Below are 18,567 nucleotides of genomic sequence, written 5' to 3' on the forward strand. Positions count from 1 at the left end.
TAATCTTTTGCTTCGCCACCGAACTGTTTAGCACAAACAGTTGCAATTGCAGCTGTTAAAGTTGTTTTACCATGGTCGACGTGACCAATTGTACCCACGTTTACGTGTGGCTTATTACGTTCAAACTTAGCCTTAGCCATGAGAGCTTCCTTTTTTAACTACTCATACAGGGTCACTGCATGAGTACTTGAGTTTTAACTATGTATTAGTTTGGACTTATAGTAATCGAAAGATTACTCGTCGTCACCTTTTTTACCGCCTGACTGGAATTTAGAAATGATGCCTTCAGCCACGTTACGTGGAGTTTCAGCATATTTAGAGAATTCCATAGAATATGTCGCACGACCTTGAGACATAGAACGCATAGAAGTTGCGTAACCGAACATCTCAGCCAATGGAACTTCAGCTTTAATCGCTTTAGTACCACCAGGAAGATCTTCCATACCTTGAACCATACCACGACGACGGTTTAAGTCACCCATGATATCGCCCATGTAGTCTTCTGGAGTTTCTACTTCAACTTTCATGATTGGTTCAAGAAGGATAGGATCCGCTTTCATGAAACCATCACGGAAGGCATAAGAACCCGCCATTTTGAACGATAATTCGTCCGAATCGACATCATGGTAAGAACCATCAAACAATGTCGCTTTGATACCCACAACAGGGTAACCAGCAAGTACACCATTCTTCATACGTTCTTGAATACCTTTGTCAACCGCACCAAAGAATTCTTTAGGTACTACGCCGCCAACAACTTCTTCAACGAATTGATAGTCTTTTTCAGCATCAGCTTCCATCGGCTCAAGACGTACGTATACGTGACCGAATTTACCTTTACCACCAGTCTGACGAACAAATTTACCTTCTTGTTCAACAGTCTTTTTAATCGTTTCACGGTAAGAAACCATTGGTTTACCAATGTTTGCTTCAACACCGAATTCACGCTTCATACGGTCAACAATGATGTCAAGGTGAAGTTCACCCATACCAGCAATAATTGTTTGACCTGACTCTTCGTCAGTACGTACACGGAATGATGGATCTTCTTTAGCCAAACGACCTAAAGCAATTGACATTTTTTCTTGGTCAGCTTTAGTTTTTGGTTCCACAGCCAATGCAATAACTGGCTCTGGGAATTCCATACGTTCAAGTGTAATAACGTGTTTTTCATCACAAAGCGTATCACCAGTAGTAACGTCTTTAAGACCTACACATGCAGCGATATCACCAGCGCGGATTTCTTCAACGTCTTGACGATCGTTTGCGTGCATTTGCACGATACGGCCAATACGTTCACGCTTAGATTTAACAGGGTTGAAAACCGAGTCACCTTGCTTAAGAACACCAGAATAAACACGTACGAAAGTCAAGTTACCTACGAATTTGTCATTCATGATTTTGAACGCAAGTGCAGAGAACGGTTGCTCATCAGATGCTTCACGAGTCGCTTTAGTTTCAGCTTTATCGTCAAGTACACCTTCAATCGCTTTAACTTCTGTAGGTGATGGTAAGAATTCAATTACAGCATCCAACATACGTTGAACACCTTTGTTTTTGAACGCTGTACCACAAAGCATTGGTTGAATTAAACCAGCAAGAGTTTGGGTACGAATACCAGCAACGATTTCTTCTTTAGACAACTCACCTTCTTCAAGGTATTTGTCCATCAGTTCTTCAGATGCTTCAGCTGCTGCTTCAACCATGTTTGTACGCCATTCTTCAGCACTTGCTTGAAGATCAGCTGGAATTTCACCGTATTCGAATTCCATACCTTGAGATTTTTCATCCCAAATGATCGCTTTCATTTCGATTAAGTCGATCACGCCTTGGAAGTTATCTTCAGCGCCAACAGGAATTACGATTGGTACAGGAGAAGCACCCAAACGAGTACGCATTTGTTCAACAACACGGAAGAAGTTTGCACCTGTACGGTCCATCTTGTTCACGAATGCTAAACGCGGTACTTGGTATTTGTTTGCTTGACGCCATACAGTTTCAGACTGAGGTTGAACACCACCTACAGCACAGTAAACCATACATGCACCATCAAGAACACGCATAGAACGTTCAACTTCGATTGTGAAGTCTACGTGTCCCGGTGTATCAATTACGTTGATACGGTGTTCAGGAAATTGCTTAGACATACCTGACCAGAATGTAGTCGTAGCAGCTGAAGTGATTGTAATACCACGTTCTTGCTCTTGCTCCATCCAGTCCATTGTTGCTGCACCATCATGTACTTCACCAATTTTGTGAGATACACCTGTGTAGAACAAGATACGTTCAGTTGTTGTAGTTTTACCGGCATCAATGTGCGCAGAAATACCAATGTTACGATAACGAGAAATTGGGGTTTGACGTGCCATGATTTCTTGCATTCCTAAATTTTGTTGTTTAAAACAGTACGCATCAATAGAGTATTGATGCGTACGGATACTCAGACGTAATGGGCAACTTAAATACCCGCCCATCCCCCGCTTTGGAAGAGTGCGATGTTAAATCGAGCTGCAATACGCATGAGTATTCTCCTGATTAAGGACTGTTTTAACCGCTTAGAAGCGGTAGTGAGAGAAGGCTTTGTTAGCTTCAGCCATACGGTGCACATCTTCACGTTTTTTGATCGCTGAGCCTTTACCTTCAGCTGCATCAAGCAACTCACCAGCAAGACGTAACGCCATAGTTTTTTCAGAACGCTTAGCAGCAGCATCTACTAACCAACGCATAGCCAAGGCAGTACGACGGGATGGGCGTACTTCCATAGGTACTTGGTATGTAGCACCACCAACACGGCGTGCTTTTACTTCGACCATAGGACGAACTTTTTCAAGAGTAGTCTCGAAAAATTCAACTGGGTCAACTTTAGATTTTTCTTGAACGCGGTCTAAAGCACCGTAAACGATACTTTCAGCAATAGATTTTTTACCATCTTGCATTACGTGGTTCATGAATTTAGCGATTGTTTGGCTACTGAACTTCGGATCCGGAAGGATTTCACGAGCAGCAACTACGCGACGTCTTGGCATTTTAAACTACCTAATAAATATGACACTTCAGGTTTATCCAGCATTAGTGCAAAGTGTCATGCACCTTTCGCTGGCCTTACTACACGTCGCTTGAATTTCACAAAATTAAATGCAGAAATCAGACAAGCGAGACGATAAAGGATTGCGGTTCTACATCTTAAAAATAATTCTTAAAAGAATTATTTCTTAGGACGTTTAGTACCGTATTTAGAACGTGACTGGTTACGATCTTTCACGCCAGCACAGTCTAAAGAACCACGAACGGTATGGTAACGAACACCTGGTAAATCTTTAACACGACCACCACGGATAAGAACAACACTGTGCTCTTGTAGGTTATGGCCTTCACCACCGATATAGCTAGAAACTTCAAAACCTGAAGTTAAGCGAACACGGCAAACTTTACGCATTGCTGAGTTAGGTTTTTTAGGTGTAGTTGTGTAAACACGTGTACAAACACCACGACGTTGTGGACAAGCCTTCAACGCAGGAACTTTTGATTTTTCAACCAAAGTTGTGCGACCCTTACGGATCAACTGATTTGTTGTTGCCATTTGGCAAATCTCCCGTTAAATAAAAACCCAAAAAAATACTACTTTTTAAGGGCACGCAATTGTATTCCATGAAGTGAAAATGGTCAATATTCGGCAATACGCCAAATACCAACCATTTACATATTTCATGACTTTTTTCAGTCATTTTTAATCGTTCGGCTGAGAAGTATCTTCTTTTGAGCTGAGTGGCTCTTCATTTTTAACTGCTGTTTTACGTATTGTACGCTTCTTCTCAGTTGGCTTTTTTGTATTTTCGCCTTCAATCTGTACTTGTTCTGTTGCCAGAGGTTTAGACTTCATGTCAGCTGAATCAAGAGATGGCTCAGTATTGTTTTGCGCTATTGTATCTATTGTTGAGTTTTCTAAAGGTACTTTCACATCAGGCTCAACAATGAGCTCCTCATCTTGCTGTACTTTTTCAGTCACTTTTTTTGGCGTTGCTTCATTCTCATTCAATACATCAACTAATGGGACAGCTTCCCCCTTAGTTTTTGGTGCAACTTGAACATCTGAAATCGGCTGTATAGCATCATTTTCAGGGGCAGCATCCACTGCATCTTCGGCTAATGTATTGGATGCATCAAGTAACAAAACAGGTGCTTGAGCTAAAAACCTCTCATACGCCGTCAATGCATCTAAATCATTTTCAGGATGTTGTAATATATATTGGCGTGCGCCATGAAAAACAACTTTGGCATGGTCTGTTGCATCATCAACCAATTTCCAACTATATATAGCACTGATGCCAATGCTCGCTAATGGTGTCAGGCGAGAAATAAAACCCATTTGAGGGATATTATTCATCCATGCCCATTTAAAGCTACCATCATCGTTGGTAAGCATTTTTTTCAGCATTTCAGTGTCATTACTCGAACCAAGTAATTGTTGCAGCTGACTCATATTATGTGTTTGAGCGACTTGGCTCAGTGTTCTCAAAGTAGCAAGTAAAGCCTGTTTTTCTGCAACTGTGCCTAAATCGAGTTGTTTAAAAATATATTCAACAATGTTTTGATCTTCAACTTTCAACTCAAAACCGTAAGCACGACCTGTGTGATAAATACTACGGAGCGCAAGTGCAAGTGATGTCGGTACATCTAATGCTGCACCAATAACACCTGTTGAGCCTGTTACTGCACCTTGTAATGCAGCAATGATTTTATTTTGATTTGCCAATGCCTGACTAATCCGTGCTGCACGTTCAGGGTCTTTCGCCAATTCCTCTAAACTTTTTGCCCCAACTTCTTTGAGTAAACCTTCCACTGAGGTGAGCTGTGAAACAGCATCATTGAGTTTATCAAAAACATAATCGGAAAGTTTGTCGTTTAAATCGGGTGAAATAAATGAAACCACCTGATTCATTTTTTTGTAGTGTCTTCCAAGCAGTTGGCTTGAAACTTTCGGTAAATGTTCACGCATCATTTGTTGCGGATTGTCATATTGTTTTTTTTCAAACACACCCTTTGTTCGGGCTGAACCTTGTATCACTTGTGATGCCTCAGGTGCCTGTGTCAGCTTAGAAACAGTTCCAGGTGCGACATGATTCATAACACTTAAGCCTGTCGCACTGAGCTTTTTAGCCACTCCAAATACATTAGAGATTAAACTGCGTGATTGTTTGTGATCAGAATTTGTCATTTATCCCCCATTATCCTTGTTCTCTATAATTGTCCTTGATACTAGGTGTAGTCTTGATTTAACACAACTTTAAACTGTAATTTTTAGTGTCATATAGGTGAACAAATTCGCCATTGTTGCTTTTCAAGCAGAGGCACGGATTTGCCATAAGAATTCAAAATTCTTTCTGTTATGATGAGCATAATTTCAAATTAGTATCTGCCGATCAATAGTCAAGCAATATATTTTCTATATAACGGATCTATGTCAGTCAGATACTGCACCATCACCATAAAGGGAACTGTAGATGAAACGTGTTGTGATCACGGGTATGGGTATCAACTCATGTATCGGTAATACATTAGAAGCTGTTCAAAATTCTTTAGAAAACGGTATTTCAGGAACACGTCATAATTCAACTTACGAAGAACTTAATTTTAAAAGTCATGTAAGCGCAGCCGCTGAACAAAATTTTGATGGCATTGACCGTAAACTCAAACGCTTTATGGGCGTATGTGCCATGTATGCTTACAACTCTGCTTTGGCAGCCGTTGAACATGCTGGCTTAACTGCTGAGCAAATTGGTGGCAATCCTCGTTACGGTATTGCAGGTGGTTCAGGTGGTGGTTCAACAGCATCTGTTATTGAGATGAATGAATTACTCAATACCAAAGGCGCACGTAAAGTTGGTCCATTCTTCGTGCCACGTAATATGTCCAATACTATTACAGCAAATGTCGGTGTCGCATTCAAATTACAAGGTGTCGCACATTCAATTACCAGTGCTTGTGCAACGTCTGCCGATGCCATTGGTTATGCATACAATCTGATTCAACTCGGCAAGCAAGATTTAATGCTTGCTGGTGGTGGTGAAGAAGATCATTGGTCACAAAGCTTATTGTTTGATGCAATGGGTGCGTTATGTTCTAAATATAACGAAACACCTGAAACAGCTTCACGTCCTTACTCTGCTGACCGTGATGGTTTCGTGATTGCTGGCGGTGGTGGTTTTGTTGTTCTTGAATCACTTGAGCATGCACAAGCACGTGGTGCAAATATTTTAGCTGAAGTAGTAGGCTATGCTGCTAACTCAGATGGTGCTGACATGGTTGCACCATCAGGTGAAGGCGCAACACGTTGTATCCTTATGGCTTTAGAAGAAGCAAAACAGCATGGTGTTGATCAAATTGACTATGTAAATACGCATGGTACATCAACGCCTGCAGGTGACATCACTGAGCTTAAAGCAATGGAACGCGCATTTGGTGAAGGTCAAGTGCCCGCATTTAGCTCGACTAAGTCTATGACGGGTCACAGCCTAGGTGCTGCAGGTGTTCAAGAAGCGATTTATTCTATTTTAATGATGCAAAATGACTTCATTGCGCCAAACATCAACGTAACTGAACTTGATGAAGGTGCAAAAGGTTATGACATCGTACTTGAAAAACGTGACGCAAAATTGAATACTGTAATGAGTAATAGTTTCGGTTTTGGCGGTGTAAATGCATGCCTTATTTTCAAAAAATGGGCAGGCTAAGTTCAGAATTTTTGATCATTCATCAACATTGATGGTGAATGATCAACTTTCCACACACTGCCCTTTTAAGGGTAAATAGATGGATGCTCCTTCAGATGCTTTCCTTTGGGTAAAAGCACTTCATATTATTGCAGTTGTTTGTTGGTTTGCTGCCCTATTCTATCTTCCTCGTCTTTATGTCTACCATGCTATGAGTGATGATGCTATTAGTCATCAACGCTTTGAAGTCATGGAACGTAAGTTGTATCGTGGCATTATGATGCCTGCAATGATCGCAACACTCATTACAGCGCACTTCCTTGTCGATTGGGGTGATGCAACACGGCATTATCATGAAGCAACTTGGTTTTATCTCAAAGTAGGTCTAGTTGGACTATTGGTGATTTATCATTTTGTATGTGGTTACTACCGTCAAAAGTTGATTGGCAATGCACACTACAAGTCGCATAAATTTTGGCGCTTTTTCAATGAAATGCCAACACTGATTTTATTTGCAGTAGTGATTTTGGTGGTGGTTAAACCGACGTTTTAATATGCTCATTAAATTAATGTACTAAATTAGAGAACCTCCGAAATGGAGGTTTTTTTATTTACCTGATTAATGTATGACGAATTTTCAAATTCAACGGTGTTGAATAATACTTTTCGATCGCCCAACTCAAGATAAACACCGCAATAAAATAAATTGGTAAAAGTATCAATTTTTCAATAGGCAACGTTTCTTTTGGAAAGTAAAAAACCTTCATCAAACCCAAAATAATCAAATGAAATAAATACATTTCATAACTGCGCTGACCAATCCACACCATGATTTTTGTAATGAATGATTGTCCATGCACTTGTGGATTTTGCGCAAAACAAAAAATTAAAATTGCAGAAAATAATGCAAACGCACTGATTCCCCATGTGCTGACTTCTTTGATAGGTGCATATAAATATAGTCCAATCATTAACACTGAAACGACTGGAACGATGACTTTTATAGCTGATGAATTAATTTTAAAATTCTGCACAATTAAAGCCGTTAAACAACCAATTGCAATTCCATCAAAACTTGAAAAATAATGATATAAATACGCCCCACTTTCTTCACTAAAATGTAAAGATCTGAAATATGGTGCATAACAAATAATGACAAATAAGAATAGAATGAAGCCTTTGCCTCGACCAAGTAATACACACAAAACTGGAAAAGCAAGATAAAAAATCTCTTCAACCGATAACGACCACAATACGCCAAGTGCGTAATTCACCCAGCCATTTTCAATGATCAGGATATTCATCCAAAAGGTGAAGGCTGCAAAAATCGTTAAGCCATAAGATACTTCAATATCATTTGGTGCTTGATTGATAAAGGGTTTTAAACCCATAGCACCTAGTATAGTGACCATTGCTACCAGTAAGACTAAACAAGGCATAATGCGAGCAATACGACGAATATAGAAGTCTTTGAGCTTGATATCGGCAAGTGAACGACTTCGTTGTAAAGTATGTTGGGTAATGAGAAAGCCTGAAATGACAAAAAACATCGTTACGCCATAGTTGCCATTGCGGGCAATCAAAGTACTTAGGCTTTCTCCAAAAACGTGCACACCTAAAAGAGTGTCATGCAATTTGTACGGAATATTAAAATGGTGAATAAGTACCAAAAGAATTGAAATACCACGTAAAACATCGATCTTATAATTTCGCATATTAGTATTCTGTTTTTCCAGCCTGATATTGAAAGCTATTTTTATTTTAATTTCAAAACTATATTTTGAACAATTTGTAAAAAAAACAGGAGATATGAAAACATATCTCCTGCAAAATAACTCACTATTGCCTAGGCTTAATAGTGAGTTATTTCTTCCGGTTAGCCATTCGTGGTTTATATACGAAATAATAGGTTGTTGTTAAAATAATGATCCATAAAGGACTAATGAGTAATGCTCTAAATGTGTCTGCTTCTAGGCTCAACACAACGAGCATTGAAGCAAGAAAGATCAGGACAGTATAAGACATCCAAATACCACCTGGCATTTTGAAATTAGAGCTTTCATGTAATTGAGGACGTAACTTACGATAGCGTAAATAACACACCATAATAAGTCCCCAAATACTAATAAATAAAATCACACAAAGCGAGCTTGCCAAGGTAAATGCTTCCACAGTATTCGGTACGAAGTACTGTAAGGCAGCACCTGCCATGATAAATCCACAAGAGAAAATTAAACCTTTTGCTGGAACGGCACGACTCGATAATTCTGCCAACTTTTCAGGTGCTTGACCTTCTTTTGCCAAACCAAACAACATACGACTTGTTGAAAACACGCCACTGTTCATTGAAGACATCACTGAAGAAAGTACAACTAAATTCATAATCAGCGCTGCACCACCAATACCTGCATGCATAAACAGCGTCACAAAGGGACTTTGATCGGCAGGAATTTCTGTCCAAGGCGTTACTGACATCACAATAAATAATGCCAAAACATAGAATAAAATAATTCGTGTTGGAATCGCATTAACTGCTTTAGGTAAGTTCTTTTCAGGATCTTTAGTTTCTGCAGCCATCGTTCCAATCAGTTCAACGCCGACAAAAGCAAACAGTGCAATTTGGAAACCTGCTAAAAAGCCCATTCCTCCTTTTGGAAACATGCCACCATTTGTCCAAACATTGCTAAAGCTTGCAACGGAACCACTCGGTGCGACAAAATGAGTCATCACCATATAGCCACCAATTAAAATCAAACCAACGATGGCTAAAATTTTAATCAGGGCAAACCAAAACTCGATCTCACCAAATAATTTGACCGTGAGTAAATTAATTCCGAGAACAAGCAATACACATCCTGCACTTATTAGCGCTTGCCCCATTGGGGTAAATGCCATTCCTTCGGGTAGCCAAAAATTAAGATAATTGATAATTGCAGCAAGATCGGCGATACCTACAAGGATCCAACCAAGCCAATATGACCACCCAATATAATAACCAGCACCTGGCCCAATAAGGTCATGTGCCATATCAATAAAGGATTTGTAATGTAAATTTGAAAGTAAAATCTCCCCCAATGCACGCATGAGGAAAAAGAACATTGCACCAATAATCATATAAATGATTAAGATTGATGGCCCTGCTAGAGAAATGGTTTTTCCAGATCCCATAAATAGACCTGTACCAATCGCACCGCCAATCGCAATTAACTGTAAATGACGATTGGATAGTTTTCGCTGAAGCTCATGTGGCGACGATTGTTCGTCCTCTTGATGACTTATATTTGTCATTAAAATATCCTTTTTGACAACTTTGGGAGATTCAACCCGCTTGTGGCGTAAGAACATCCTCGTTCTATGGTTCAATCAAACAAAACGAACCTTCTGCTTTACACAAGGTTCGTTGGTTTTACACGTTAACCTTTTACTGTTTAGCGCTGTGCAGCAGTCACTGCAATTTCGATCAGCCAATCTGGATTAACTAAATCAGCTTGAATGGTGGCACGTGCAGGTGGCACGCTGTCTTTGATCCAATCAATCCATACCGTATTGAATGTTTGAAAATCAGAAAGATTCTTAATATAAATATGCGCAGACAATAAACGTGATTTATCCGTATTCGCTTCCGCAAGTAACTGATCGATCGTTGCTAGAATATCTTGAGTCTGTCCCGTAATATCAGCATCAGTATTTTTAGGCACTTGACCCGATAAATACACCACTTTATTAAAGACAGTTGCCGCACTCATTACATGCGTTGGGTTAATATTTTGAATATCTGAATGTGTTTGATTTGACATCAATATTTCCTTTAAATCGTTGTTTATAGAAGATACTATTTCCAAAGTATCTATATCTTTTGAATAACAATTGATATTTAAGTCACTGTTATTCCAAAATTTTAAATGGAACACGAGTTGTTATACCGCACATCAACTCATATCCAACCGTACCCGAGCTTTCAGCAACATCATCTATAGACAGAACTGCTCCTGTTGAGGATTTTCCCCAAAGTACAACTTCAGCCCCAATCTGTACATCTTCAATATCTGTAAGATCAACCGCCAACATATCCATGCTGACACGACCAATCGTTTGTGTACGGATCGAATTTACGAGCACAGGTGCATTGTGTGAAATACGTTGATAACCATCGGCATAACCACAGGCAACAATTCCAACTTTCATTGTGCGTGTTGCAGTAAATTTTGAACCATAACCAACAGTATCGTTGGTTTGTATTTCTTGAATAGCGATAATTTCACTACGCAAACTCATCGTCGGTTTTAGATTCCAATCTTGAATGCTATGCGTCGGAAAATCGGGAGAGCTACCATACAGCATAATGCCGCTACGAACATAGTCTGAATGTAACTTTTTAGAATGACGGAGAATAGCTGCGCTGTTTGAAATTGAACACTCACCATCCAAACCTTGAATGGTTTGTTCAAATACTGTGTGTTGATATTGAATACCCTCTTGACCTAGACGGTCACCATCAGCATCTGAAAAATGCATCATGTGGGTAATCGATTTTACGGCCTCAGATTGCTTTAATCTTTGCCAAATATTTCGATACATCTCAGGCTGGAAACCTAAACGGTTCATCCCTGTATTCATTTTGAGAAAAACGTCAAATTGAGTTTTATTTTTCGCTTGAAATTGCTCAAGCCATTCTACTTGTTGTTCATTGTGAATACTAAAACTCAATCGATATTGTTCACAATCCACCAGATCTTCGGCTGAAAAAAAGCCTTCTAAAAGTAAAATTGGACCTGCCCAACCTAAATCTCGAACACGAATGGCTTCAGCGATATCCAGCAGCGCAAATCCATCCGCCGTTTTAAAGGCATCATAAACACGTTCGATGCCATGCCCATAAGCATTGGCTTTCACCACAGCAAAGACTTTACTCTGTGGCGTCGCTTGTCGTGCAATATTTAAATTGTGCTGTAATGCATCTAAATGGATAACCGCCTGAATAGGTCTTGGCATTGTTTCGTCCTTGAATATTGGTCAATGTCCTAACTTTTAAATAGATTAGGCCTTATTCACAAAGCCTTATCCCACTGATTCTCTAATCAATATTCCCTCTCTTGAGCGAATTTCAAAGTACTAGTTTAAAATTCAGCTCAAGTGAGGGCTAGGGAGAGATGCTTAACAAAGTTAAGCAGCATACGGATAACGCTGAATAGATAGACCTTCAGTGCTAATGTCCGTTTTATGATTAAGAACTAAATCACTAATTAACTTGCCCGAACCACATGCCATCGTCCAACCCAAAGTTCCGTGACCTGTATTGAGGAATAAGTTTTTAAACTTGGTCGCACCAATAATCGGCGTACTATCTGGTGTCATTGGACGTAAACCTGTCCAAAAAGAGGCTTGAGCCAAATCACCACCTGGGAATAAGTCTTGTGTTACCATTTCTAAAGTGCCACGACGATCTTTATTTAAACCGTGGTTAAATCCACTCAATTCAGCCATGCCACCAACACGGATACGTTGATCAAAACGCGTAATGGCAATTTTGTAAGTTTCATCAAGTACCGTAGATTGCGGTGCAAAATTTGCATCAACAATAGGAATGGTAAGGGAGTAACCTTTTACAGGGTAAACAGGCAAGTTTAATTCAAGTGGTTTTAAGAAATCACGAGAATAACTACCAAATGCTAATACATAACGATCGGCTGTCAGCACTTCACCATTGACCAACACGCCTTTAATTTCATCGCCTTCAACCACAAGCTTTTCAACATTTTGGTTAAACTTAAATTCAACACCTAAATCTTTCGCTAAATTTGCTAAAGCATTGGTAAATAAGTAACAATCGCCCGTTTCATCATTCGGTAAATGTAAACCACCGACCAATTTATCTTTCGCATATTCCAAAGCAGGTTCTACTTTGGCTAAATCATCTTTCAATAATAATTCGTGTGGAACGCCACATTCTTTCAATACCGCAATATCTCGTTGCACCATGTCTAACTGCGCTTCGTTACGGAAAACTTGCAAAGTACCTTTTGAACGGTTTTCGTATTGGATACCTGTTTCTTTACGAAGTTCTCTTAAACAATCACGGCTATATTCTGCAACGCGAGTCATACGTTCCTTGTTGATCGCATAACTTTGTGCATTACAGTTTTTCAGCATTTGTGCCATCCACTGTAACTGCCACATGCTACCATCCATATTGATTGCAAGCGGTGCATGATGTTGGAACATCCATTTTACAGCCTTGAATGGAATCCCTGGCGCAGCCCACGGTGTCGAGTATCCAGGAGAAATTTGACCTGCATTACCAAAACTTGTTTCTTCTGCAGGCCCAGCTTGGCGGTCTAAAACTGTAACTTGTGCTCCTTGCTGCGCGAGGTAATATGCACTTGCGACACCAATTACACCACTACCTAATACAATTACACGCATGTCTCATCCTTTACACATTTACTAGTTTATTTAACTAGTATATTTTTGCCTCAATAGTTTATTTCACTATTTTTAAGGTTATAATTTAGGTGTTTTAATTTTTTATCGTGCAAATTAAAGAAAAAAAGGATTTTCTTGATGCGTAAGTTAGACCGTATAGATCGGATGATTTTAGATATTCTACAAAATGAAGGTCGGATTGCAATTAGCGAGTTGGCATCCCGTGTCAGTTTATCGACAACACCATGTTCAGAACGCGTTAAACGCTTAGAACGTGAAGGCATCATCATGGGTTATCACGCACGGCTCAATCCTAAACATTTAGATCGAAATTTATTGGTTTTTTTAGAAATTAGCCTATCTGCAAAATCTGGGGATGTCTTTGAACAGGTCGCTAAAGACTTAATGGAAATTCCTGAGGTACAAGAGTGCCATTTAATTTCAGGTGATTTTGATTATTTGGTCAAAGCACGTTTAAAGGAAATGAGTGCTTATCGTCGACTTTTAGGTGATTTATTAAAAAAACTCCCTTCTTCTGCCTCATCTCATAGTTATATTGTGATGGAGGAAATCAAGGAATCTTTATATTTGGATGTGAGGTAGTTTTTCTAATTTAAATTTTTAGACCGCTTTAATTGGTTTTACTCCATGAAATATGAACAACAATTAAAAATGACGAATGATAATTTTAGTCATATTTTTTAATTTTTAATAAATTATTTCACAATGATAACATTGACATAGCTCTATTTTCACATTTGAATCTGCATATATTGAGAGCCATCAACATTGGGAAACACATCATGTTCAACAGAATTATGTCTAGCCTCGGAATTCAAGGCATTCAGGTCGATACTCGCCTACATAACTCTCATGTACAAGCAGGACAAAATCTTTTAGGTGAGGTGCTATTTAGAGGTGGTTCATCGAATAAAAACATCAATGGTATCTATTTACAGTTGATGACGACTGCCGAAGTTGAATCGAATGATTCTGAGCATAATACTGCACTTAATATTGCCCAGTGGCATATTAGTGGTGCATTTGAGCTTCAAACTAATCAATCACATAATTTTCCATTTTCAATTCAGCTCCCTTTTGAAACGCCGATTACAGAAATACAATGTCGTCAGAATAAAAGCCGTGTTTGGCTACATACGCATTTAGATGTAGACTGGGGACTTGATGCGACTGATAAAGATTTTTTACAAATTTCACCAACACCCACACAACAGGCTTTCATTCAAGCGATGCAACAATGTGGCTATCAACTTGCAACCGTAGACACGGAAAAAGGTACGTTACGTGGCAATAATTATCAATCCACAATTGGTTGCTATCAAGAATTAGAATTTAAACCACAAGGAATTTTTAGTGGTATTAATGAAATTGAAGTTTCATTTGTCGCTGAACAACATCAAACACATGTGCTTTTAGAAGTGGATCGTAAATTTCGTGGTGATGGTTTTAAAAGTATGACCATTCCTCATAACCAAGCAAATCTTGCCAATATTACGCATGAGATTAAGGGTCTATTGGGTATTTAATTCAAAAACACCCCCTCTTTTTCAAAGATGGGTTGTACGAGATTAAAATGATCGTAATAGTAAATAGCTAACTAATGTTAGGTCGTATTATTAAAATCATATTTTACCACTTGAAGAATTTGGATACGTGGTATGCGCATTTGTCCGAGGCAGGACTACTTTAGATAAAAATGTTTCTGCGATGATTGGAATTAGTTGACGGAAGTGAATGATTTCTGCAAATAACAATGGTTTTAGGTACTTTTGCCAAAACAAAAGTACCTCTAGCCGAGGACTAATCCCTACGGTTAAACTTTTGATGCACGACTCTGCCAAATAAGTTTATAAGAAATAGTACTTATATTATGAGTGACATCAGTAAGTAATAACTACTCCACTCAAATTACATTGAGTAATTCAGCAAAAGTTTGAATCCGAGCTTTAGGTTGTGCTTCATCCAACTCTTGTTTTGAGCCATAACCATATTCTACTGCAATAGTTTCAATACCAAAACGGCGCGCACCAAAAATATCATGCTCACGGTCACCCACCATTAAACATTCAGTAGGTTCTAATTTTTCTTGTTCTAGAATATAACCGATCAAATCGCCTTTATTGGTACGCTCACCTGTCAACTCACTGCCGTAAGGATAATCAAAATATTGCAACAATTCGAAATGTTGTAAAATTTGACGTGCATAAACTTCAGGTTTAGCCGTCGCTAAAAACAGTTTATAACCTTGTTTTTTCAGCTCTTGTAATGTCGAAGTAACATCAGCAAATAGATGATTTTCAAATAAGCCTGTCACCGAAAAACGCTCACGATAACCAAGTAATGCTTGTTCGGCTAAATCCGCATGAACATCAACCTTTAAAATCTTGGCAAGTGATGATTTGAGTGGTGGTCCAATAATCCAGTCAATATTTTCACTATCTGCAATTGGGTGTCCAACTTTTGCTAAGCCATATCGTGCAGATGTGGTAATACCTACTTTAGGATCGGTTAATGTGCCATCTAAATCAATCAAAATATTTTTAATCACAATCTACCTCTATTTAGCTATCGAGAGTTCCCGAAAAGTTGCCTATACTAGCGTAAATTTGTGATTTAAGGATAATCAGGTGCGTCCAACTGTACTGTGTTTTTCGGGTCTTGATCCTTCAGGTGGTGCGGGTTTACAAGCAGATATTGAAGCGATTGGTCAAAGTGGCGCACATGCTGCTATTGCTTGTACAGCATTAACCATACAAAACTCACAACAAGTCTTTGGTTTTGAAGCAACGTCTAAAGAATTATTGCTTGCGCAAGCCAATGCCGTGGTCAATGATTTACCAATTAAAGCGATTAAATCAGGCATGCTTGGCACAACAGATAATATTGCTGCACTTGCTAAGTTTTTACGTGAGCATCCCGATTACTTATATGTACTTGATCCTGTTTTAGTCGCCAATAGTGGCGGTTCATTGGGCAATCAAGAAACTTTGGTCAAAGCCTTTGTTGAGCTAATTCCACACGCAACCGTGATCACGCCAAATACCGTTGAGCTTCGTGCTTTAACAGGTGAAAATGATTTAGTAAAAGCTACCGCTAAACTCTTTACAATGGGTGCAAAAGCCGTTTTAGTCAAAGGTGGACATGAAGATACACCTGAATATATTCGTAATGCTTTGTATATCAATGGTGAATTGATTTCTGAAACAAAATGTCCACGCCTTGATGGTGAATATCATGGTTCAGGTTGTTCTTTAGCAAGCTTTATTGCAGGACGCTTAGCGATGGGTGATGCTTTAAATGTCGCAGTCAATCACGCTGAAACATGGTTATTTGGTGTGTTAAAAAATGCGGATAGCCCGATTGAGGGTGGTCAGAAAATTCCAAAACGATTTTAAACCAATGCCCTAATCATTTAGGGCATTTTTTATGATGGATTTACAGATTTATTTTTCAAATTCTGTACATGCTGACGGTTGGTTTTCCATGATTTTTCTAGAATTTCTTTTTCAATGTGTAATTGAATCTGTTTCAGCTTCGTTGAGGAAATCGTTTCATCTTTAAAAGCTTTCACATAGTCTGTCCATACTGCACCTTGAAATACATTTTTTGGCATTTCAGTTTTAAACTCACAATCAGGCATAAAGACAACGACCGAATGAATCAATATAGGATCGATAATATCTGCTAAAACCTTAGCCAATACTTTTTCATGTTTATAATTTTGATGCAGTGGATTTTGAAATTTATAACTTTTTTTATAAATTTTTTGTGTCCATGTTTTTTGGCGTTCACTACCAAAAATCCAACCTTTATAATTTTTGGTTTCGATCACAAATATTCCGTATGGACTTAATAAAATATGATCAATTTGAGTCGTCAAATTTTCCTCATCAGGTAAAGTACAATCATTGAGTAAGATATATTTTTCTTTGTCTAAATAGAGTTTTACATGCGTACTCACAGCAAACTCACCAAATTTACCTTTTAAAAATGGTTTAAATGCTTTGATTGCTCCAATAACTAAAAATAAAGGAATAAACCACCAAAGTTGCAACAATAGTGGCGCTAAAATTTGTGAAGTATTTATCTTGAATTCCCCTTAAAAAATCAAAATATTATTTATATTTTTTAATAAATAAAAATTAATTTAATTGAAAATTTAAGCCTATCCGCAATTCAAATTACAAATGATAATCAATTAATTTTGACTCAACTCTTCTAAAGTCGGTGGCATTAATGCGAACCAATTCAAATTATAAACATTCTCACGATCTTTCATTAAATTATCAATGGTTGTTAACCCATTCCCAGGCTCACCTGTTTCTTGGTTCACAACTATACATGTTAAAGGTGGTAAATTTTCACGCTCACAATAATGCATAATACGACCTAAAATTTGCGATAAAATACCAGCTCCACGAAATTCTAAATAATTTGCTACCATTTTATAAGTAAGAGTTTGACGATTATTGGCTGCTGAAATTAAAATTTGCCAAACTTGTAAAGCGCGTTCACTTCGTTTTCTAGAGACCATATTATTAATTCAAATATATTTTATAGTTCAAATACTTTAAACCATATTCTCAATTTTTAGAAGAATATCCTTATTCTCTAATCCACCTGCAAAGCCAACCAATTTACCATTTGCACCAACCACACGGTGACACGGCGCAATAATCGAAATCGGATTCTTACCATTAGCAGCACCGACTGCACGAACGGCTTTCACATTGCCAATCTGTTCTGCAATATCTTTATAACTACGTGTTTCACCAAATGGAATGGTAAGTAGAGCTTGCCAAACTTTTTGTTGAAATTCTGTACCTTCGAAATCGAGTGGTAAATCAAAAATCTTTCTCTGCCCTTCAAAATACTCACTCAATTGTTTTTTCGTTTCTAGCAAAATGGGATGCTGTTTATTTTCAACCAACTCTGCCAAGCGCACCCGATTTGGAGTTTCATTTTCCCAAAGCACCGCAATAAGCGAAATGTCATTTGCAACAAGTTTTAACACGCCTACAGGTGAATCTATTTCCATAAAAAAAAGTTGCATTGCTCTACTCCTACTTTGGATGAACGTACAGATTAACTTAACTCGAAGAAAGTTTCATCAACACCAAACCTGAAATAATCAACACAGCTGCAAGCATACGCATTGCTGAAGCAGGCTCGCCTAAGAAGAAAATTCCCACTGCAAAAGAGCCAATTGCCCCAATTCCTGTCCAAACGGTATAAGCCGTACCGAGTGGCAAAGTTTTCATGGCATAAGACAACAAGGCAAAACTTGCAATCATAAAAATAATGGTCAATACGCTTGGGACAAGTTTAGAAAAGCCATCGGACACTTTCATAAAATATGCCCAAATGACTTCTAAAACCCCTGCAACAATCAATAAAGCCCAAGCCATAACAC

General features: G+C 38.5%; 20 protein-coding genes. 5 read left to right on the top strand and 15 right to left on the bottom strand.

Translation table 11 applies throughout. The features are described 5' to 3' along the window. From ACK2M2_RS09405 to ACK2M2_RS09425, 5 genes are all read right to left on the bottom strand, one after another. A partial coding sequence (locus ACK2M2_RS09405) for a GTP-binding protein (RefSeq protein ID WP_409512859.1) occupies positions 1-140 on the bottom strand: 140 nt, incomplete at its 3' end. Between the two features lie 93 nt (positions 141-233). After that, positions 234-2,369: an elongation factor G gene (fusA, locus tag ACK2M2_RS09410; protein WP_409512281.1), complete on the bottom strand. Its 2,136-nt coding sequence runs from the start codon at positions 2,367-2,369 to the stop codon at positions 234-236. Between the two features lie 186 nt (positions 2,370-2,555). Continuing rightward, on the bottom strand, positions 2,556-3,026 hold the full coding sequence (rpsG, locus tag ACK2M2_RS09415; RefSeq protein WP_409512231.1) for a 30S ribosomal protein S7: 471 nt from the start codon (positions 3,024-3,026) through the stop codon (positions 2,556-2,558). A 179-nt stretch (positions 3,027-3,205) separates the two neighbouring features. Further along, on the bottom strand, positions 3,206-3,580 hold the full coding sequence (gene rpsL / locus ACK2M2_RS09420) for a 30S ribosomal protein S12 (protein WP_002050319.1): 375 nt from the start codon (positions 3,578-3,580) through the stop codon (positions 3,206-3,208). A gap of 147 nt (positions 3,581-3,727) precedes the next feature. Further along, entirely contained in the window at positions 3,728-5,215 is a 1,488-nt protein-coding gene (locus ACK2M2_RS09425) for an EcsC family protein (protein ID WP_419347811.1), read from the bottom strand. A 286-nt stretch (positions 5,216-5,501) separates the two neighbouring features. On the opposite strand from ACK2M2_RS09425, the gene ACK2M2_RS09430 reads away from it, so the two are divergent. Both ACK2M2_RS09430 and hemJ read left to right on the top strand, forming a co-directional pair. Continuing rightward, positions 5,502-6,731: a beta-ketoacyl synthase N-terminal-like domain-containing protein gene (locus tag ACK2M2_RS09430; RefSeq protein ID WP_409512233.1), complete on the top strand. Its 1,230-nt coding sequence runs from the start codon at positions 5,502-5,504 to the stop codon at positions 6,729-6,731. Positions 6,732-6,810: 79 nt separating this feature from the next. Further along, positions 6,811-7,263 (top strand): protoporphyrinogen oxidase HemJ, encoded by a 453-nt coding sequence (gene hemJ / locus ACK2M2_RS09435; protein ID WP_419347813.1) that lies wholly within the window; start codon positions 6,811-6,813, stop codon positions 7,261-7,263. A 58-nt stretch (positions 7,264-7,321) separates the two neighbouring features. On the opposite strand, the gene ACK2M2_RS09440 is transcribed toward hemJ, so the two are convergent. The 5 genes from ACK2M2_RS09440 to ACK2M2_RS09460 form a co-directional block, all read right to left on the bottom strand. Beyond that, positions 7,322-8,425 (bottom strand): acyltransferase family protein, encoded by a 1,104-nt coding sequence (locus ACK2M2_RS09440; protein ID WP_419347815.1) that lies wholly within the window; start codon positions 8,423-8,425, stop codon positions 7,322-7,324. 148 nt (positions 8,426-8,573) lie between these two features. Beyond that, complete coding sequence (locus ACK2M2_RS09445; RefSeq protein ID WP_409512237.1) at positions 8,574-9,998, bottom strand: amino acid permease; 1,425 nt, start codon at positions 9,996-9,998, stop codon at positions 8,574-8,576. Between the two features lie 140 nt (positions 9,999-10,138). Next, a complete protein-coding gene (locus tag ACK2M2_RS09450; RefSeq protein WP_409512238.1) occupies positions 10,139-10,507 on the bottom strand; it encodes a RidA family protein in 369 nt (122 codons plus the stop codon). Positions 10,508-10,595: 88 nt separating this feature from the next. Next, positions 10,596-11,702 carry an alanine racemase gene (alr, locus tag ACK2M2_RS09455; RefSeq protein WP_419347820.1) on the bottom strand — a complete coding sequence of 369 codons (1,107 nt, stop codon included), beginning with the start codon at positions 11,700-11,702 and terminating at the stop codon, positions 10,596-10,598. A gap of 171 nt (positions 11,703-11,873) precedes the next feature. Continuing rightward, the gene (locus ACK2M2_RS09460; RefSeq protein WP_409512240.1) at positions 11,874-13,133 is read right to left on the bottom strand and encodes a D-amino acid dehydrogenase; all 1,260 of its coding nucleotides are present in this window, start codon (positions 13,131-13,133) and stop codon (positions 11,874-11,876) included. 138 nt (positions 13,134-13,271) lie between these two features. On the opposite strand from ACK2M2_RS09460, the gene ACK2M2_RS09465 reads away from it, so the two are divergent. Beyond that, positions 13,272-13,736, top strand: a complete 465-nt coding sequence (locus ACK2M2_RS09465; RefSeq protein WP_409512241.1) for an Lrp/AsnC ligand binding domain-containing protein — start codon at positions 13,272-13,274, stop codon at positions 13,734-13,736. Positions 13,737-13,936: 200 nt separating this feature from the next. Further along, positions 13,937-14,680, top strand: a complete 744-nt coding sequence (locus ACK2M2_RS09470) for a sporulation protein (RefSeq protein ID WP_419347823.1) — start codon at positions 13,937-13,939, stop codon at positions 14,678-14,680. A gap of 377 nt (positions 14,681-15,057) precedes the next feature. Here the strand turns inward: ACK2M2_RS09470 and ACK2M2_RS09475 are convergent, their stop codons facing one another. Next, positions 15,058-15,702 (bottom strand): HAD-IA family hydrolase, encoded by a 645-nt coding sequence (locus ACK2M2_RS09475; protein WP_419347826.1) that lies wholly within the window; start codon positions 15,700-15,702, stop codon positions 15,058-15,060. Positions 15,703-15,781: 79 nt separating this feature from the next. Here ACK2M2_RS09475 and ACK2M2_RS09480 point away from each other — a divergent pair, with 79 nt between their 5' ends. Further along, complete coding sequence (locus tag ACK2M2_RS09480; RefSeq protein WP_419347828.1) at positions 15,782-16,549, top strand: hydroxymethylpyrimidine/phosphomethylpyrimidine kinase; 768 nt, start codon at positions 15,782-15,784, stop codon at positions 16,547-16,549. Between the two features lie 29 nt (positions 16,550-16,578). Here ACK2M2_RS09480 and ACK2M2_RS09485 read toward each other — a convergent pair whose 3' ends face one another. From ACK2M2_RS09485 to ACK2M2_RS09500, 4 genes are all read right to left on the bottom strand, one after another. After that, positions 16,579-17,241 (bottom strand): nuclease-related domain-containing protein, encoded by a 663-nt coding sequence (locus tag ACK2M2_RS09485; protein ID WP_419347904.1) that lies wholly within the window; start codon positions 17,239-17,241, stop codon positions 16,579-16,581. Positions 17,242-17,352: 111 nt separating this feature from the next. Further along, complete coding sequence (locus tag ACK2M2_RS09490; protein ID WP_419347830.1) at positions 17,353-17,688, bottom strand: hypothetical protein; 336 nt, start codon at positions 17,686-17,688, stop codon at positions 17,353-17,355. 36 nt (positions 17,689-17,724) lie between these two features. Further along, positions 17,725-18,207, bottom strand: coding sequence for a methylated-DNA--[protein]-cysteine S-methyltransferase (locus ACK2M2_RS09495; protein WP_419347833.1), 483 nt, complete (start codon positions 18,205-18,207; stop codon positions 17,725-17,727). Between the two features lie 37 nt (positions 18,208-18,244). Further along, positions 18,245-18,562, bottom strand: coding sequence for a DMT family transporter (locus tag ACK2M2_RS09500; protein ID WP_419347835.1), 318 nt, complete (start codon positions 18,560-18,562; stop codon positions 18,245-18,247). Positions 18,563-18,567 lie beyond the last annotated feature (5 nt).

The sequence above is a fragment of the Acinetobacter sp. TY1 genome, from assembly GCF_048551395.1.
Taxonomy (GTDB): Bacteria; Pseudomonadota; Gammaproteobacteria; order Pseudomonadales; family Moraxellaceae; genus Acinetobacter.

What these genes read in the sequence shown, in the direction of transcription:
- fusA (WP_409512281.1), bottom strand. Translation starts at nt 2,369, where the DNA reads ATGGCACGTCAAACCCCAATTTCTCGTTATCGTAACATTGGTATTTCT.
- rpsG (WP_409512231.1), bottom strand. Translation starts at nt 3,026, where the DNA reads ATGCCAAGACGTCGCGTAGTTGCTGCTCGTGAAATCCTTCCGGATCCG.
- rpsL (WP_002050319.1), bottom strand. Translation starts at nt 3,580, where the DNA reads ATGGCAACAACAAATCAGTTGATCCGTAAGGGTCGCACAACTTTGGTT.
- ACK2M2_RS09425 (WP_419347811.1), bottom strand. Translation starts at nt 5,215, where the DNA reads ATGACAAATTCTGATCACAAACAATCACGCAGTTTAATCTCTAATGTA.
- ACK2M2_RS09430 (WP_409512233.1), top strand. Translation starts at nt 5,502, where the DNA reads ATGAAACGTGTTGTGATCACGGGTATGGGTATCAACTCATGTATCGGT.
- hemJ (WP_419347813.1), top strand. Translation starts at nt 6,811, where the DNA reads ATGGATGCTCCTTCAGATGCTTTCCTTTGGGTAAAAGCACTTCATATT.
- ACK2M2_RS09440 (WP_419347815.1), bottom strand. Translation starts at nt 8,425, where the DNA reads ATGCGAAATTATAAGATCGATGTTTTACGTGGTATTTCAATTCTTTTG.
- ACK2M2_RS09445 (WP_409512237.1), bottom strand. Translation starts at nt 9,998, where the DNA reads ATGACAAATATAAGTCATCAAGAGGACGAACAATCGTCGCCACATGAG.
- ACK2M2_RS09450 (WP_409512238.1), bottom strand. Translation starts at nt 10,507, where the DNA reads ATGTCAAATCAAACACATTCAGATATTCAAAATATTAACCCAACGCAT.
- alr (WP_419347820.1), bottom strand. Translation starts at nt 11,702, where the DNA reads ATGCCAAGACCTATTCAGGCGGTTATCCATTTAGATGCATTACAGCAC.
- ACK2M2_RS09460 (WP_409512240.1), bottom strand. Translation starts at nt 13,133, where the DNA reads ATGCGTGTAATTGTATTAGGTAGTGGTGTAATTGGTGTCGCAAGTGCA.
- ACK2M2_RS09465 (WP_409512241.1), top strand. Translation starts at nt 13,272, where the DNA reads ATGCGTAAGTTAGACCGTATAGATCGGATGATTTTAGATATTCTACAA.
- ACK2M2_RS09470 (WP_419347823.1), top strand. Translation starts at nt 13,937, where the DNA reads ATGTTCAACAGAATTATGTCTAGCCTCGGAATTCAAGGCATTCAGGTC.
- ACK2M2_RS09490 (WP_419347830.1), bottom strand. Translation starts at nt 17,688, where the DNA reads ATGGTCTCTAGAAAACGAAGTGAACGCGCTTTACAAGTTTGGCAAATT.
- ACK2M2_RS09495 (WP_419347833.1), bottom strand. Translation starts at nt 18,207, where the DNA reads ATGCAACTTTTTTTTATGGAAATAGATTCACCTGTAGGCGTGTTAAAA.
- ACK2M2_RS09500 (WP_419347835.1), bottom strand. Translation starts at nt 18,562, where the DNA reads ATGGCTTGGGCTTTATTGATTGTTGCAGGGGTTTTAGAAGTCATTTGG.